Source organism: Waterburya sp., assembly GCF_058530065.1.
The window spans coordinates 1-17948 of the sequence record NZ_JBZNBU010000109.1 but is presented as its reverse complement, the minus strand read 5'-3'; the positions used below and the strand labels follow the sequence as shown (position 1 = coordinate 17948).

At 39.4% G+C, this 17948-nt stretch carries 15 protein-coding genes and 1 pseudogene; 7 read left to right on the top strand and 9 right to left on the bottom strand.

What is annotated here, in order from left to right; all coding sequences use genetic code 11:
* Positions 1–330, top strand: a 330-nt coding sequence (locus tag AC33VI_RS07335) for a hypothetical protein (RefSeq protein WP_491781612.1), incomplete at its 5' end; no start/stop codon positions are given.
* 64 nt (positions 331–394) lie between these two features.
* Here the strand turns inward: AC33VI_RS07335 and AC33VI_RS07330 are convergent.
* The 6 genes from AC33VI_RS07330 to ccmO form a co-directional block, all read right to left on the bottom strand.
* The gene (locus AC33VI_RS07330) at positions 395–1057 is read right to left on the bottom strand and encodes a response regulator (protein ID WP_491781611.1); all 663 of its coding nucleotides are present in this window, start codon (positions 1055–1057) and stop codon (positions 395–397) included.
* 21 nt (positions 1058–1078) lie between these two features.
* Positions 1079–2887, bottom strand: coding sequence for a HAMP domain-containing sensor histidine kinase (locus AC33VI_RS07325; RefSeq protein WP_491781610.1), 1809 nt, complete (start codon positions 2885–2887; stop codon positions 1079–1081).
* A 77-nt stretch (positions 2888–2964) separates the two neighbouring features.
* Positions 2965–3792, bottom strand: a complete 828-nt coding sequence (locus AC33VI_RS07320; protein WP_491781609.1) for a hypothetical protein — start codon at positions 3790–3792, stop codon at positions 2965–2967.
* 32 nt (positions 3793–3824) lie between these two features.
* Positions 3825–4478 (bottom strand): hypothetical protein, encoded by a 654-nt coding sequence (locus AC33VI_RS07315; protein ID WP_491781608.1) that lies wholly within the window; start codon positions 4476–4478, stop codon positions 3825–3827.
* A 97-nt stretch (positions 4479–4575) separates the two neighbouring features.
* On the bottom strand, positions 4576–6045 hold the full coding sequence (locus AC33VI_RS07310; RefSeq protein ID WP_491781607.1) for a DnaJ domain-containing protein: 1470 nt from the start codon (positions 6043–6045) through the stop codon (positions 4576–4578).
* A gap of 300 nt (positions 6046–6345) precedes the next feature.
* On the bottom strand, positions 6346–7173 hold the full coding sequence (gene ccmO, locus AC33VI_RS07305) for a beta-carboxysome assembly protein CcmO (protein ID WP_491781606.1): 828 nt from the start codon (positions 7171–7173) through the stop codon (positions 6346–6348).
* Between the two features lie 184 nt (positions 7174–7357).
* Here ccmO and AC33VI_RS07300 point away from each other — a divergent pair, with 184 nt between their 5' ends.
* Positions 7358–8554: a DNA double-strand break repair nuclease NurA gene (locus AC33VI_RS07300; protein ID WP_491781605.1), complete on the top strand. Its 1197-nt coding sequence runs from the start codon at positions 7358–7360 to the stop codon at positions 8552–8554.
* A 36-nt stretch (positions 8555–8590) separates the two neighbouring features.
* On the top strand, positions 8591–9385 hold the full coding sequence (locus AC33VI_RS07295) for a YdcF family protein (protein ID WP_491781604.1): 795 nt from the start codon (positions 8591–8593) through the stop codon (positions 9383–9385).
* Between the two features lie 38 nt (positions 9386–9423).
* On the opposite strand, the gene AC33VI_RS07290 is transcribed toward AC33VI_RS07295, so the two are convergent.
* Positions 9424–11877 (bottom strand): choice-of-anchor Q domain-containing protein, encoded by a 2454-nt coding sequence (locus tag AC33VI_RS07290; protein WP_491781603.1) that lies wholly within the window; start codon positions 11875–11877, stop codon positions 9424–9426.
* A gap of 127 nt (positions 11878–12004) precedes the next feature.
* Here AC33VI_RS07290 and AC33VI_RS07285 point away from each other — a divergent pair.
* From AC33VI_RS07285 to AC33VI_RS07270, 4 genes and pseudogenes are all read left to right on the top strand, one after another.
* Positions 12005–12178: pseudogene (locus AC33VI_RS07285) on the top strand (transposase); the annotation flags it as partial.
* 69 nt (positions 12179–12247) lie between these two features.
* Positions 12248–12694 (top strand): DUF4399 domain-containing protein, encoded by a 447-nt coding sequence (locus tag AC33VI_RS07280; RefSeq protein ID WP_491781602.1) that lies wholly within the window; start codon positions 12248–12250, stop codon positions 12692–12694.
* A gap of 10 nt (positions 12695–12704) precedes the next feature.
* Entirely contained in the window at positions 12705–13127 is a 423-nt protein-coding gene (locus AC33VI_RS07275) for a hypothetical protein (protein WP_491781601.1), read from the top strand.
* Between the two features lie 269 nt (positions 13128–13396).
* Positions 13397–14596, top strand: a complete 1200-nt coding sequence (locus AC33VI_RS07270) for a glycosyltransferase family 4 protein (RefSeq protein ID WP_491781600.1) — start codon at positions 13397–13399, stop codon at positions 14594–14596.
* Positions 14597–14650: 54 nt separating this feature from the next.
* Here AC33VI_RS07270 and AC33VI_RS07265 read toward each other — a convergent pair whose 3' ends face one another.
* Positions 14651–15121 carry a DUF2656 domain-containing protein gene (locus tag AC33VI_RS07265; RefSeq protein WP_491781599.1) on the bottom strand — a complete coding sequence of 157 codons (471 nt, stop codon included), beginning with the start codon at positions 15119–15121 and terminating at the stop codon, positions 14651–14653.
* Between the two features lie 211 nt (positions 15122–15332).
* The coding region (locus AC33VI_RS07260; protein ID WP_491781598.1) for a cobaltochelatase subunit CobN at positions 15333–17948 on the bottom strand (2616 nt) is incomplete at its 5' end.

Sequence of the window (17948 nt, the reverse complement as noted above, 5' to 3'; positions counted from 1 at the left end):
CTACAGCCAAGATGGGAAGGACTTGACTATATTGACAGCTATGAAAGCGAAGCCATCAAACTGGGACTTTGTTTAAAACGAGAATTAGAAAATCCCAATTTAATGGTCATTAATGATAATAAACACGCAGTTGCCGAAATTAACGGGCTTTTGAGTTGCACTGCCAAGGGCAGCATAAACGATCGCAGTTTCCTCCAAGATTTTTTGGCATTACTCCCAGACAACCCACCAGAAGTTTTTTGGGGTCATCGAAAACTTGTCAAAGTAGCAGATAGCCTGAAAATCGAAGAGGCAACCCGCATTTTCACTCCCGATAATGATGATTTCTGATAATTGAGGATTAACCTACTCTCCCAGTCACCTTGTCCCCAAGTCTCCCAGTCCCCATTAGTACCTAAAAACTCGGTCTAGCACTAGTAGAATTTCTGGTAGCGCGATCGAGATTGTCTTTGGCTGGTTGATAAGTAGGATCTAGATCGATCGCCACGCGGTAGTTTTTGATTGCTTCTGAGGTGTCTCCTAGGGCTTCTTGTAGTTTACCCAAAAAGGTAAAAGCTTCTGGACGAGAGGGATCGTGACCGATAGCTTGTTTAATCGAGGCATTGGCACGACTAAATTGTCGTTGGCTGGCATAATATTTTGCTAGTTCAAAAGCCTTGTTAAATTCCGATTCTTGTTCTTGGCTGAAAGATTCTCTGTCGAGTACGTTATGCACCAGATTGCGTAGTTCTTTGGGGGTAAAGGGTTTTTGCAGAAAATCCACTGCGCCGAGTTTCATTGCCTCGACAGCATTTTCTACCGTACCGTGAGCGGAAATTAAGGCTATTTTGATATTGGGATATTTGGCTATGGCTTGTTGTAATAATTCCATTCCATCCATGCCTGGCATCTTGAGATCGGTAATAATTAGATCGTATTCATCACCAGTAAGTTGCACCATAGCATCTTTACCATCAAAAGCAGTATGGACAAAATAATCTAAAGATTCTAACGCCATCGTCACGGTGCGTCGGATATTTTTTTCGTCATCAACTACTAAGATTTTTGCTTTAGACATAATTTTTAATCGGTTTAATTATTAATTGTTAATTGGTACTGTAAATGTAAACGTACTTCCCTCTCCTACGGTAGAATCAACCCAAATTGTTCCCCCATGAGCTTGAACCATCTCCTTACAAATAGCCAAACCCAAACCACTACCCCCAACATCTTTTTCGGTTTTTACCTGAACAAACTTATCAAAAATTTTGCTGACAAATTCTCTGGGAATTCCCGCACCGTTATCCCTTACTGAAATGTATACCCAGTCGTTCTGATGTCTGGCAATTAGTTTAATTTCTCCTCCATTGTCTGTATAACGAATTGCATTAGCGATTAAATTAGTTAGCACCCAGAGTATTTTATTTACGTCTACTTTAACTTTGGGTAGGTCGGGTAAGTCTTCTGTCTTGAGAGTGATGTTTTTGTCTTCAGCTTGTATTTTCAGTGTGGCGATCGCTTTGTTTAATAAAAACTCTACTGCTACTGGGGTAAAATCTAAATCGATACGTCCCGACTCTATTTTGGATAAATCCAAGAGGTCATTGACCAAGCTTCTCAGTCGGGCTACATCTTCATTAGCAGCATCTAATAGTTCGGTTTCTGAATCTGATAGTTTGTCTTGGGTGGTTTCTTGTAATAGATTTAAACTCATTGCCATCCCCGTTAAGGGCGTGCGTAACTCGTGAGAAGCTGTAGCGACAAATTCGCTTTTGAGCCGATCTATTTCTTTGAATTTAGTAATGTCTTGTAATAAAATTATGCCCCCAATAGTATTTTTATCTTTGGTAACTACTGGAGTGATTTTAAATTGATAATATTGAGTTTTATTGTTTTGCGCGATCGCAATAATTCTTTTTTCATCATCTAACTCAGGAGGCTTGCCTGAAATAATCGTTTCTTTTAAATATTTAGCTAGATCTTGATTGTTAAAAACATCCAAAAAGTAATTACCTACTGCCAATTGTGGTTTTAAATTAACTAATCTAGCTGCATTGGGATTTAGGGCAATAATATTGAGGTTTTCATCGACGACAACAATTCCATCGCCAATACTTTGCACGATCGCTTCATTGCGCTGTTGCTCGATAATTACCTTACCCACGTTTAGTTCGTGAAATGCCTTGAGCTTTTGACTCATACTATTAATTTCGGTAGCCAAAATGCCCAATTCATCTTGAGAATCTACGGCAATGGCAATATCATAATTTCCTTGAGCAATTTTTTCTGTAGCAGCAATGGTTTTTCTAATGGGTTTGGTAATGCGATCTACCAGTAACAAACTGAAAATTAAACCTAACCCAGCAGCGGTAGATAGAGCGATTGCTGACGACCAAATTGCCTGTTGAGAAACCCTTTGTACCTCGTCAGAAGCGGATACCATTGTCTCTTGATTAACTTCTCGCAATTGAATCGCCGAATCTCTAATTGATTCAAATAAAGGGAAGATTTCGGCATAATATTGTTCGATAGTAATGTTATCAAAATCAATATTTTGCAGATAATTATTATATTGGGTTTCTAAACTAGTTAAAATCTCTTCTTCTTCGGCAATCGTAATATTATCCTTAGCCCTAGCCAACCACTGCAAAAGATTAACTTGTCCTTGATAAAATTGCTGTTCTGCTTGAACTCGATCTTCTAAAATAGCCAACAAAACCGCACTATCTTGACGTTCGAGGGCATCGATAATATTCTCTGCTGCTAAGATACTGCGATAGTTCTCTTGCAAGATAGCATCACTGGCTTTTCCCAAACGGCGCAAGTTCCAAGTTCCCCAAACACCGACAGAAAGCATCAAACTTAAAATAATGCCGTAACCAAACAAAATTTTGCTTTTCAGTTTCATCTTGTGAATTAAGAACTAAAGACTAAAGACTATTCTCTTCGAGCGATTCTCTTATCCCGAACTTAGGTTATTTATGCTTAGTCAAAAAGTGGGATGCTCCCCCGCAACATTTTAGTTTTTTGATAAAGATCGATATTTTCTTGACGTAAGAATCTATTTTCAGCTTGTAATATGGAAATTTTTCTTTGAGCTTTTTTAAATATATTTTGACAACTTTGAATGCTCTTACTATTTTTATCTATTTTTTGTTGTTCGGTACGGTCTTGAATAAATTGTGAAATCAGCCATTTATACTTAAGCTTTAATTCATTCATGCCTTGTTTTAATTCCGATTTTAGATGCTTAATTTCGCGATCGCTTGCTACTATTTGTTGATTGAGTCTAGCTATTTCTTGATTTTTTCGTTCGATTTCGATTTCTTTTTGTTTTAATAATTGTTCTGCTTGAATTGCCGCTAGTTCTCCCCGACATTCAGTTTTAATTTTGGCTACTTCTTGTTGCTGTTCTTGAATAATAGCTTTGAGTTTGGCAACTTGTTCTAATTGTTGTTCGGCATTTAACTGCTGTTGTTCGATTAAAATTTTATAACTGCTATGAATCCATTCGTGTTGTTTTCTAAAAGCCCTACGGGTTATTTCATATTTAATCGTATTCAGAATTGCTTCTTTAAGATAGCCTTCATAATTTTGTTTGATTTTAGTCAAAAGTGAATCATAGTTAGTCGCACAATGGCGTAATCGATCGCAACTGGCATTGATATAATTAATCGTACTACCATCTCTCTCATCCACTAAGTAAGCGTTATAGCCTTCACCTTTAGGAGAATAGCAAACTATCCTATCTTTCCAACTTTGAATAATTATTTGTAGACTACCTTTAGGGCGGGCAGCTTGAGTAATAACCATAATATTTTCGTATAATGTATTTTCATTTAAAACTAATCTATCGGACTATAACTAAGTAGTTCGCTCAAATTGTGTTGGGCAAAATACTGTTCTAACCAGGCTCTTTTTAATAAATCAAGCGTTGAAGGTTGAGTAGATAGTGTATATTCCCACTGCGCCCCTTTCCACCAGCTAATATAATTGGACAAATCTTCATATGCTTCTTCGATAGCAGTTTCTCCTGTTAGCTGATGATATCTTTCTTCCTCAATCGCTACAATAAAAGCTTCTATATCTTGTTTAAATTTAGTAAATTCTTGAGTATTTTTAGTCAAATTATCGATCGAATAAACGCATTTAGACCAAGACAATTTAGTTCTAAAATCATATTGTCGATCTCGAAAAATTGGAAAAGATAATTGTAATTCTCTAAGATTATTAACCCGACTCAGATCGTATGCTTTAGCTTTAACAACTTTTAAAGCAAATTTATCTGGATTGCTGTATATATCTAAGGGAGAAATTAAAGCTAAATCTTCTCCTCTCCTAATTTTCACTAATTGCTCCAAATCAGTTTGAGATAATCCTAAATTCAAACATCTTTGATATTCTGCTGCTAAAATTGACTGAGAAGAATTTAATTTTATTTTACTTAACCCTGCTCCTTGATAAAATTTCAATCTTTGTTGCAGGTGAATATATTTCATTAGTTTTATCTTATTAATTTAATAAGCTTATCTCTGGTATAGCCGTTCTAGCATTATTTATTCAAGAGTATTTATATCTAAACTTTTCGCCCATATCTTAAAGATAATATTGCCAAAGTTTAATTGTATTATCTGCGCTACCAGTAGCGATCGCTTGGTCAGAAATTGCCATCGTCTTAATTTTGGCAGAATGAGCTTCAACGCTATGTATTTCTTTTCCCGTAGCTAATTGCCAAACTTTAATAGTTTTATCCCAACTACTACTCAGAAGATGTTTGCCATTACTGCTAAAAATGACTTGAGATACGCGATCTTCGTGTCCCATGAGAGTATAAATCTCTTTTCCTGTAGTCAAATCCCAAAGTTTGATTTTATGATTAAAACCTCCCGTCGCTAATAAATTACCATCGGGACTAAAAGCCAAAGACAAGACTCCCGAATTATTATTTAAAGAGCGAATTACTTGCCCTGTTTTACTATGTCTGATCTTTAATTCTGGATCTAAACCACCGCTACAAAATAACCGACCATCAAGACTAAGACCAATACAAGTTATCGCAGTAGCCAAACTAATATTTTGTATTTCTCTAGCGTGATTGACATCCCAAATTTTAAGAGAGTTATCGCCACCACCACTAATTAAAGTTTGATTGTCTGGAGTCAAAGCTAATGCCACTACTTTACTAAGATGCCCGTCAAAATAGCCACCAAAAGTACGAATTATTTTTCTTTCTTGTAAATCCCAAAAGCGAATAGTTTTATCCTGACTGCCACTAATTAAAGTGCGCCCGCTAGAACTCATCGTCAAACAAGTTACCAGATCTGAATGTCCTTGCAAAATGCCTACTCTTCTTCCCGTATTCCCTTGCCAAAGATTAATCTCTTTATCCTTGCTGACGCTAGCAATTTGACCGTCTATTCCGATCGCTAAATGCTCGATCGCCTCTTCAAAACCGATAATGGTATGCCAAAACTGTAGGGGAATAGGACTTTGATTTGTAACCGTAGCCTTGGCAGTTTCGGTCGGTTGCTCGTAATTATTGGGAGTATATTTTTGGTGATAGGCAGTAGAAACTCGATTTTTCAATTTAATTTGATGTGCCTTTTTAAACTCGGCATCCGCACGCAAATTGAAACCCAATTTAGTCAGAATAAAACCCCGACATTGGTAGGCTTCTAAAAAATTAGGATTGAGTTTAATTGCCAAAGCCAAACTATCTAAAGCAGCTTGATAAGCTTCCGAATCCAGATAGCTCATTGCTTGCTGAAAATAATAATCTGGAGTTTGTTGTTTCTTGCTGACTCTAGTTGACGACCTAGAAGATGATTTAAAATTGCGATCTTGATTAAGGCGATCGCTATTTTTCCCTTGATGGGCTTTAATATTAGCGTAAGCCTGATTGATACTTTTGATTTTTTCTTCTGCTTGAGCCTGCAAAATTGGATCGTTTGCATAACGATCGGGATGCCAAATTTTAGCTAGCTTGCGATAGGCTTGCTTGGCTAGTTCGGGAGATGCAGTTGGAGAAATTTCCAAAATTGCATAAGATTGAGCAACACTATTCATATTTCGTGAGATTCTACCCTTTAATTTCGCCTTATCAAGAGATAATAATCGAAATCAACAAAATAAGCTGCGATCCCAGTCACTAGCTAGGATACTGACCCTTACAAGGGTAGACTTTTTACATTTGACTGTTTTGGGTGATATTATCCCGCTTGACGGGACTAGGAGAAATATTTAGCCAATTCTCGTATATTTGGACACAATTTTTTGCTCTTTTAATACTTAATGAAAGTGCTGACTCACTGCTTGGTTAAAAACCTACCCTTGTGAGGGATGCTGACCTCCTATTTATTAGTTAACCTAGAGTTCTTCGATTTCCATTTTGCGCTTGAGGGGCATTTTTAAGGGTTTTTGTTCTGCTTGAGGCAATTCGATGAGTTCTTTTTCTTTCTCTTTCTGTTTCACTTCCTTAGGCAACAAAACGGGTAAAGGATCTTGTTCTTCTTCCATCCAATAACTAGCAACGGGAAGAGTATGTTCGAGATCTTCCAATAAGCGGGGAATGACCATCACGGCGTGTAATTCTCCAATACGTTCTGCTTCTTGCATTCCCGCATCGATCGCCATTGCCACATTCGCGATCGAACCGCGAATAATAGCGGTACACAAGCCATCGCCAATTTTTTCATAGGAAGCTAATTGTACGTCAGCAGACTTTAACATTGCATCAGCACCGCCCACCATGGCAGGAAAGCCTCTCGTTTCTAATAATCCGATGGAACGATTGCTCAAACGACTATAACCCCTTCTTTTTTGGGTTAATTCCATCAAGTGACTGCCAATGGGAAAAACTGCTTCTAAATTAGGCATAGGACGGGCAATGACTAATTTCGATACTAGTTGACCGAATTTGTCGGCGGTTTTTGCTCCTTCTTCCACTGCCAATCTTACGTCAGCAATATTACCCCTAACTACGGCAGTACAGTGTCCGCTACCAATTTTTTCATAGCCTACCATCGTGACTTCCGATGATTTGAGCATCATGTCTGCCGTACCAACAATTGCAGGAAAACTAGTGGTAGAGACTAAGCCTAGCGCGCTATCTTTGAAAGGATGTACGCTATCATAGCTCGATCTTTGTCTGCCGACTGGATTTAGCGGTGTCCTGCTGCGTTCTAAATTAGACATTCAGTGTTTCTTTCCTTTACAAAGGTGTCACGATGAGTAACTATCTATCTTTCTGTATTAAATGTAGTTAGAAAAATGAATTATAGTGTTAGTTATAGTGTAGCCGATCCCGTATAGAGGCAATTAGATTTTATTAGTCAAATGTATGATATCTAATATTAAACAAATTTATGGTTAATGAACGATGTTAGATTTAGCCAAGATAGCGGGACAAATTCCTGGGATTAGCCAACATATGCACAAAGAGGCGATCGCCTCTCAAAAAAGATTTGAACTAGCTCAAAAGTTACAACAAAAAGCAGCCCAAAATCAAGCCAAATCGATCGAAGCTCAAGAAAATTTTCGCGATCGCATTCTATTTGCTGCTGCTACTCCCGTCGAACCATTAAATAAATGTTATGAAATTCAATCTCCGCCCTACAGTCATAGTGTATTTGCTACGGATGGATCGCAAATTTCCCCCTCCCATCACGAAATTGCTTATTGCTATTTAATTAATATCGGTCAAATAATGCTTCACTACGGGCAAAGTTTACATCCCCTACTCGATAGTGTACCAGAAGTATTTTATAAAAAAGAAGATCTTTATGTGTCAAAGCAATGGGGTATTCGTCTTGAAGAATGGATGGGACACCGCAGAACTGTATCGGAAGCAGAAACCTTAGCAGAAATGGCTTGTAATTGGGTTTTGCCCCCAGGACAACATCACGATATTCCCAATTTAGCCCTAGTGGATGGTTCTCTAATTTATTGGTTTCTCGATAGTTTACCCAACGAAGCCAGGGATAAAATCTTGCCACCGATTTTAGCTGCTTGTGAAAAGCTAAGAAAAACCAAAATCCCCATGATGGGTTATGTTAGTGCCTCCCGCAGCACTGAAGGATTAAATTTCTTGAGATTTCAAACCTGCGAATACGAACATCCGAACTGCGTCGTCAACTGTGGCGATCTTGACGGACAATATCCCTGTCAGAAAATCGATGGTTTGCGAGACTCTACCTTTTGGGCGGGACAATTGCAACCAGGACACAGAAGTCCTCTCTATCGCAGTAATTTAAGGATTTTAGACCTTTATGACGAAGCTCAAAGAGTTTACTTCTGTTATGTCAATGTGGGAGCGGAAATAGCCCGCATAGAAGTTCCTCAGTGGCTGATAGACGAGCGCGATTTGTTCGAGCAATCTTTAAGTATTGTTTTAGCCCAGGTACATAAAGGTTATGGCTACCCCGTCGCTTTAGCCGAGGCTCACAACCAGGCAGTAGTAAGAGGGGGCGATCGCGCCAGATTTTTTGCTCTCCTCGAACAGCAATTAATTAAAGCTGGTTTGCGTAATGTGGGTACTTCTTATAAAGAAGCCAGAAAACGAGGCAGTATTGCTTAAAACATTAAACATTAAACATTAAACATTAAACATTTAATGAGTTTTTTATTCTTATCTAAATTGCTTCCCTTGTTTGTTTATCCCTTGGGGTTGTCTTGTATTTTATTGTTGGTGGCTTTGTGGTTTTGTTATAGACGTTCGCACTGGACTTTTGTACCAGTGTTATTGGCGTTTCTTATTCTGATGGCTGCTAGCAATATTAATGTCAGCAATAGTCTGGTAACTTCTTTAGAAAGACAATATTTGCCTCAAGAAAAAATGCCCCAAGCTGATGTCATTGTAGTTTTGGGTGGTGCGACGAGGAATGACGAATCCCCCAGAATTATGCCTGATATGAGCGATCGCGGCGATCGCTTGTTATATGGTGTCAAGCTTTATAAAGATGGTGCTGCGCCTTATGTTTTGCTTACTGGGGGCAGAATTGCTTGGTATGGGGGGGATTCTTCCGAAGCTGAAAATATGGCGACAGTTATGGAAATAATGGGCGTACCGCGAGAAGCTATGCTGTTGGAGTCGCGATCGCTTACTACCTATGAAAATGCCGTTTATACCAAAGAAATTTTAGAACGGAGAAATCTAAATCAAGTCTTACTAGTTACTTCTGCTGCTCATATGCCCAGATCGGTGGCTATCTTCAAAAAGCAGGGTATAAATGTAATTCCCGCACCAGCAGATATTTTAGTCAGCGATCGCAATATAGTTGAAAATAGGATTAGTGCAGAATCGAAAATTCTTAGTTTATTCCCCAACCCCGAAAGTCTCGATCGCACTACCCAGATTCTTAAAGAGTATATAGGAATGTTTATTTATCGCCTAAGGGGATGGCTTTGAACATTTATCATGTTTGTTTTTGCGTAAGTTTTACTTGTTTAAATTTCGCTGGGCAGGGCATAGTAGGCAATGCCTTCGGCTTCTAAATCGGGTAAATTGGCTTCTATATTGTCTCTTTCTGCTTCTGAAGGAGTATAAAAGTGCGCCCCTGTGGTGGAATTAAAGAAGCGATAAATAGGAATCGAACCTTCTACTTCAGTTTCATAGGCAAAGAAAGCTTCTCCCTCGAAACTAAAATTATTCAACTCCTGAGTCGCATCTCTTTCTGCTTCGGAAATTGTATATAAGTGTACTCCTGTATCTTCGTTGAGAAAGCGATAAACAGGAGATGGTTCGGGCATTCCCGATACGGGATCTATGGCAATGTAAGACTCTCCTTCAAAGTTGAAATTATTTGTTTGTAACAACGAATCTCTTTCTGCGGGATTGGCGGTGTAAAAGTGAACTCTCGTATCTTGGTTGAAAAAACGATAGACGCTGTTGGGAGAATCGTTGCTGAAATCTACTGTTGGTGCAGTAGGATTATTATTAGGATCTAGTTCAAACGATCCAATATCAACGTTGTTGCCGACTAAACGCCGAAAATCACCCCGACGTTGGTCAAAATCAATCGGATCGTCAAAATCACCATCGCCATTGTAATCAAACTGGATAATATTACCCCTAAAATTAGTAAAAGTTTCTCGTAATACCAGTTCGTTATTGCCACCATTGATAGCGGGACTTTCTTCTAGTAGAGCGTGAGTTTGGGTTAAGCCACCGTTGTCTTGCAGTGTTCCCAATCTGGGGTCTACTCCCACAATGTCACTACCCTGTCCCAAACTTTCTGTTTCCGAAGCTACTTCTCCTTCTAGGGTTAAGCCTTCGGTATTACCTATCAGATTATTAGCATTACCCTTGGCTGCACCAGAAATATCAGGATTGATATTACCCGTACCACTATTATTTGGACTGTCAAAATTGCCCGACAAAATTGAGTTGGATAGCTCGACATTCCCCGTAACCAATCTAGTTCGGTTAGTTTCAGTAGGATCGATGTTGGGGATAAAAGTAGCGGGGTTGTGAATTCCACCCCCACTTCCGTCGCCATTATTATCGCTATCGGCAGTATTGTTAGTAATGGTGAGATTAGTTCCTCGAAGATCGCCTCCAAAATCAAGCACCTCTTCTTCAAATTCAAATATAGGATCGTCTCCTGGATCTAAAGGGCGATCGATAATAGTTACGGCAGCAATGGCAATACCTCCGCCGTTGCCTTTAGCTGTGTTTCCACTGATAGTCGAATTGTTGACTACAGTCAAATAGTCTTCAGGTCTCAGCTGAGTAACCGAACTAACAAAAATTCCTCCGCCAGATGCATCAGTGTGGTTGTTACTGATAGTGCTGTTGAGAATTAGACCTCCATTACTAGCGAAAACCCCTCCTCCCAAGCTTCCAGCCTGGTTGTTGTTGATTGTCGAATCTTCGATAATGTTGATGTCAACTACACCACCTCCAGTACCTCCAGCGGTATTGTCTACAACCGTAGATCTAAAGAGATTGGAGGTAGTTGTGATAGTACCATCAATGCCTCCACCGTTACCCCCTGCGGTATTGCCACTAATGATGCTTCGATTGACTGATAGAGTATTAGTAGTATTAGCATCGATACCGCCACCATTTCTTTCTGCGGTATTGTTGCTAATTTCAGTATTGGTGATGATTATTTCGCCAGAAATATCTCTACTGACAATACCGCCACGATCTACTCCAGCGGTATTTCCGCTAATTGTGCTGTCAGTTACAGTGAGAGTACTCGAACCAATATTATCTCCGATGTTAGTAGCTATTCCACCACCGCTGCCAGTGGCACTATTGTTGCTGATATTGCTGTTGATTATTTCTACACTATTATCACCTTGATTAAACAGAATCCCTCCGCCTCTTTGAGCGGTGTTTTCCGTGACATTGCAATTACGCAGGGTTAGACTACCTTGATTATGAATCCCCCCACCGTTGGAATTTGATGCCGAATTGCCAGTAATATTGCAATTAACTAATTCGACGATTCCCGCACCTTCAACCAGGATTGCTCCACCAGTGCGATCGCCATTTACCTGTCCTCCTGTGATAGTGACATTATCCAAAGTAAATGTCGCTCCATTCTCACCACTACCACCAACCCTGCTGTATCGATAAACTTGAAAAATGCGATCTATTTGTTGGGCATCGATAATTGCTCCTTCTCCAAGACCTCGAATCGTTAGATTTCCCGTATCACTTTTACTGCTAATATCAAGATCGCCTTGCAAAGCAGCAGTTTCATCATCAGTATCTTCTCCTGAGATGCTTAGTTGATATACTTGCTCTGCTTCGAGTTCGATAATTTCATCTTCAGGGGTACTATTAGCGATAATTACCGCATCTCGGAGGGATAAACCCTCTCCCACCTCGGCACTACCATCATTTTCGTCGGCTAAAGTAGTAACTCGGAGGACTCGTGTTTCTTCCATAAGATCTATTTAGATAGACTGCAAGTTCTAGAATTTATTTATCATTACGCAAAAAAATTGATATTTATGCAAAAATTTGCTGTGGGATAAATGATTACACTACTTGGTAATTATATTTTGTGCCAGTAAAAAGCGAATTATTGGTAGTTGGTTAATTAAAACTATTAACGACCAACTAAAGAATATGTCCCAAATCGAATACTCTCGCCATCGATCGCTTATAAACTTTTGTCTTAATGTTTGGTACGAATTAATTGCGTATTCTCATCAACTGAATAAGCCAAGTCTCTATCTTGACTAGCTTTTTCGTCCATCTAATTTTAACCCTAACTCAAGTTATTATAAAAACAATTAACTATGAATAATTAACATGACGCACCATAATTTTAAAAGTTTGTTGGCAATTGTTTTTTGTATTTTTTCCTTTCTAATTGCCCCTTCTGCTTTGGCAGAAACTATCATTTCCCACGCTCCTGCTGATGCCAATGCTTATATTGTTGAACCTGCTGATGGTGATACTGTAGGAAAAACATTTACCGTTAAATTTGGCTTGTCGGGAATGGATTTAGCTCCTGCTGGAGTTCAAAAAGAAAACACAGGACACCATCACCTGTTGATCGATAGTCCAGAATTCGATCTTACCGCTTCTCTTCCTTCTACCGAACAAATTCGTCATTTTGGTAAGGCACAAACTGAAACAGAACTGACTTTGCCCCCAGGAGAACACACTCTACAATTAATTTTAGCTAATTACGCTCACGTACCCCACGACAATCCTGTAATTTCCGAACCTGTTACTGTTACGGTTAAAAATTAATTGTCAACTGATGTTTAAAGCTTTTAATTTAGTTGCCCTATCTGTCATTGTGGCTATTCCCGCGCTCGCTCACAATGTAGAAATTTCTAATGACGTAGCAGCTACTTTTCATATTACCCCCAATCATAATCCCCAAGCAGGTAAAAAAGCTCAAGCTTGGTTTGCCTTGACTCGTCGCGGTGGTCGAACAATACCATTATCGGAGTGTGATTGCTTGTTGAATGTTTATGCAGTTCCTCGTGCTGCTGATGCAGAACCCCTGATACAACCTTCTTTATCTCCTATTGATGTAGAAAAATATCAGGAAATACCAGGAGCAGAAATTATTTTTCCTAGGGTTGGAACTTACGAACTAGAAATCGTTGGAACGGCTAAAGATAATAATTCTTTTTCTCCTTTTACTTTGTCTTATCAAGTTAATGTCAGACCTTAAATCGTACAAAATTTAAGATGTGGAATAAGTTTGATTGATTCGATTGTTCTCAAGCACAATAACGTTATTGTATACATCTTACCAGCCTTAACCGACTAGTCAGTGCGTAACATTAGTTACTTAGAGACAAATAGCCATTCGCCCTTACTAACCAAACAATTACCTGAATTTCCCGCAATCTGGTAAATTAACTAAAGCTGATAATTAGTTTGTATAACTAATAAAATCTTAATTATCCGTTGTAGTTGCCTAGAACAAAGAGCTTTTGAATGCATATCGCTTGGCTGGGAAAAAAATCGCCTTTTTGTGGCAATGTAACTTATGGTCGTGAGATTACTAACGCCCTGTTAGCAAGAAACTACCGAGTCAGTTTTTTGCATTTCTCTCAAACCGAGGAAAATTACAAACATCAACAGGAATATCAAACCGAACATCTACCACAACACCACAATTGGTCTAATTGTCGCGAAATTCCCCTACCTTTTATTTATAAGTCTCAAATTTATACCATACCAACTCTCAAATCGAGTAAAGTATTATTGCGATCGCTCCGCAAGCTTAAACCAGATCTAGTTCACGCCTCTTTAACTCTTTCTCCTTTAGATTTTTTATTGCCAGATATCTGTGAGGAATTAAATATTCCTCTAGTAGCTACTTTTCACCCACCCTTCGATAGCAAAATCCGTAATTTGAAGTCCAGTACTCAATATCTGACTTATCAGTTATACGCACCATTTTTAGCTCGATACGATCGCACCATTGTCTTTAGCGAAATTCAACGAGATTTACTAGTTAAATTGGGCGTACCAAGGGAGCGCGTCGCGATCGTTCCTAATGGAGTAGACGAGAAAAAATATTCTCCTGGCTATTCTAATTTCAAATATCAATTGCCAGCGAAAAAGCTTTTTGTCTATCAAGGACGTATTGCCACAGAAAAAAATATCGAAGCCCTCCTTAAAGCCTGGAAACTAGCAAATATGGGAGATGAATGTCAATTACTTATGGTAGGAGACGGCCCCAATCGATCTGCCCTCCAGCCTCATTACGGCAAAGAACATAATATTATCTGGTTGGGCTATGTTTCGGAAGAAGCACAACGAATTAATATTTTAAGAGCAGCAGATGTATTTATTTTGCCTTCTTTAGTAGAAGGATTATCTATATCTTTGTTAGAGGCAATGTCTTGTGGAGTTGCTTGTTTGGCTACCGATGCTGGTGCTGATGGAGAAGTTTTAGAGGATGGTGCAGGAGTGGTTTTAAACACTCAAGGAGTAACCGCACAATTAAAAATTCTCTTACCTTTATTTCGCAATCATCCTGAAATGACTAATTTGTTGGGTAATAAAGCCAGACAAAGAGTATTGGAAAAATATACCCTACATCAAAATATTACTAAGCTAGAGTATTTATATGAAGAATTGGCTAGCAATAAACAATTGATTAATAATACCTCTCATTTGTGGTCTTAAAAAACATAAAATATTAATCGATTGTCTTTAATTTATAAATGGTAAGACTGCCAGTTATTTAGCAGTCAAATCGATTCTAAAAATACCATCCTTAGGCTTATCTGCGGTTAAAGCATCCCAGTTGATTGATTCTAGGAAAAGATCGCCGTTTGCCGTTTCTACTACATCTACACCCCATTCTCCAGTTTGTAAGGAATTAGGAGAAGTACTAGTGGAAGGAGTGGTTTTTTTACCGCCTAAAATTAAAGTATCGGTAGTAATAGATTCCCTTTGGCTTTTTCTTTTATTGGTAAGGATTTCACCACAAAGTTTCCCGATTTCCTGGGCTTCATATTCTGCTTGAGGAAAGATTATTTCTACTACCCAATGAGGATTTTTAATATAGCTACAGGAGATATTACCCTTCTCTTTCAATTCATCAATGAATATTTGGGCAAATTCTTCCCGATTGAGAGCAGGAAGCTCATTATTGGTGAGATTAAAATTGTGGGAAAGTAATATTCTTACTGTTGGTTTATCGGTCACAGTTTAAAATTTGATTTTGATTAAAGCCTATGTAATAACATATCAAAATTTCGATCTCTATAACACTACCTACCATTTATCGCTTTTAGCTTCAAGTTATCTGTCTGAAAGGATGTCTGAGAAGTCAAAAATAATGCGATCGCTTCATTGAATTCTACGCTGATAAACATCTATATATAAATTAATACATTAGAGAAAGCTAAATTTTCTCTTAAACAGTAACTCCTTCTAATTCATCCTCAGTAGACTGATATAACTCTCTCAACTTCTCTAACTTTTCTTCATCGGCATTCCACAAACCCCTTCCCTGTGCTTCGATCGCCCGTGCTACGATATTTCTAAAGGCTTCAGGGTTGGCTTCGCGTAATTTAGCTGCCATCTCTGCATCGAGGGCATAGGTATCTACTGCCTGGTCGTATACCCAATCGTCTTTGAAGTTTGCCGTACCGCCCCAACCAACTAATGCCGTCATCCGTTGGGAGATTTCGTAAGCACCACCCGAACCTTGATCCGCCATTGCTTCTGCCCATTTAGGGTTGAGTAACTTAGTGCGGTATTCCATACGGAGTAATTCTTTTAGTTTGCGAGGGTTGGTATCTTGAGAAAAGCTTTCGACAAAGGATGCCGTTACTTGTTTTCCGCTTTGTTTTTCCGCAGCTAATTTTAACCCTCCCGTGTTGCCATAATATTCTTGGATGTCGGTTAAGCCATATTCTACCGAGTCGATTTCTTGCACGATTTGACTGCTAGTTTCTAGTAGCTGAGTTAATACTTCTGGTCTAGCCTGTCCTTTATCTTTGCGTCCATAACTAAAGACATTGCGATTTTTCCAAGTGTCTGCCAGTTCGTCGCCAGATTCCCAATTACTGTCTACCACTTGGTCATTTACTAACGAGCCAAAATCGCCAGCAGGGTTAGAAAACATTCTCGCGCTAGCATTGGCTACGCCCTGAGCTTTTAATGCCAAACAATGTTTGCGGATATAGTTATCTGCTTCTGATTCCTCGGCGACCGCTGCGCGACGGAATAAATCGTCAAGCAACTCAATGATATTGACAAAAGTATCGCGGAAGATTCCTGATAGATTAGCTAAAACGTCGATGCGGGGATGTCCAACTTCTTCAATGGGCTTAAGTTCATAACGTACAATGCGCCCCGTACCTTCCTTAACAGGTTCAGCCCCTACTAATTCGAGCAATATACCCAAAGATTCGCCTTTTGTTTTAATTGAATCCAATCCCCACAGCATCACCGCCACAGTTTCGGGATATGCGTCCTTTTCATCTAAGTTTTGCTGAATAATCTTTCTGGCAATCTCTTTACCTCGTTCGTAAGCAGCAGGGGAAGGCATCCGATAGGGATCTAATGCGTGGATATTTCTCCCAGTAGGCAAGACACCGCTACCATCCCGTAACAAATCCCCACCAGGAGCAGGAGGTATATATTCCCTATTTAATCCCCGTAGAAGATTAGTCATCTCATCAGTATTCTGCACCAACAACTCTTCGATCTTCCTTGCCTCTTCTAACTTAGAAAGCAAAACAGAATCATTCTCTGTACCTCTTTGCGTCTTAGCGTCTTTGCGCGAGACAATCCCCTCAATCTCATCCTCTGACAATTCTCCATCAAAATACGCCTCCAAATACGATCGCAATCCTTCCTCACTAGGCTTTTCTCCCAAGACGTGCAACCCAGAAGAAAACAGACGCTGTTCTAATATTTGCAAATATTCGTATACTTTGGCGAAATACTGATTAAGAACATTTTTACTAAACAACTTGGAATTCTCGACGGTAAAATCAATACCCTGTTTCAATCCCTCTTCAAACTTACAGTCTTTCTCTAAACCAGCATCGACGATTTTCTGACAGATAATATCTCTCAAGGCATAGTTCTTGTCTGTATCTTCCCTATACTCTCCAATCAATTCCCGCAGGGCAATTAATTCTTTATACAAACCTGCCCTACCATACGGGGGAACGTTGTGGGAAATTAATACACCATAACCGCGACGTTTAGCCAAAATCGATTCTGAAGGATTATTGGCTGCATAGATATAGAGGTTGGGAATATCCCCCAGTAAAATATCCGACCAAGAATAACCAGTGTTACCCAAAGGCGATCCTGGTAGCCATTCCACCGTACCGTGCATCCCGAAGTGAACTACTGCGTCTGCTTGATATTCATTTTGCAACCATTTATAAAAGGCTGCATATTGAGGATGGGGAGTTAAGTCTTTCTCGAACATCAACCGCATCGGATCTCCCGCAATACCTAGCGGTGGTTGTACGCCAATCCAAACGTTACCAAACTGTACCCCACCAATTTGAAATTCATCACCGTAGGTTATAATTCCTGTACCCGTTAGAGATTGCCACTGTTTCTCTACTCTTTTGGTTTGCAAGTAGCCCAACCATTTTTCGAGGGTACGAACATTTACAGATCCCCCCGTACCCCCCTTAGCAAGGGGGGTTGATTCGTCTGCTTCTTTTACTTGTTTGATTATGTCTTCTCCATCTGCGGGTAACTCGCCTACGTCGTAACCTTGGGCTTTTAATGCTTGGAGGAAGTTCAATAAACTCTTGGGTACGTTTAATAATGCAGCAGTACCCGTTGCGCCATAACCAGGAGGGAATCCATATAAGATTACTGCTAGTTTTCGTTCGGGTGTAGGAGTGTGGCGTAAGCCGACCCATTTTTTAACTCTATTAGTGAGGCGATGCAGTCTTTCGGGTACGAGATAGATATCTTCTCCTACTAAACCACCTAAAGGAATTGTATCGATCGCGCCATCTAGTTCGGGCAGAGAATATAACACCACGCTTTG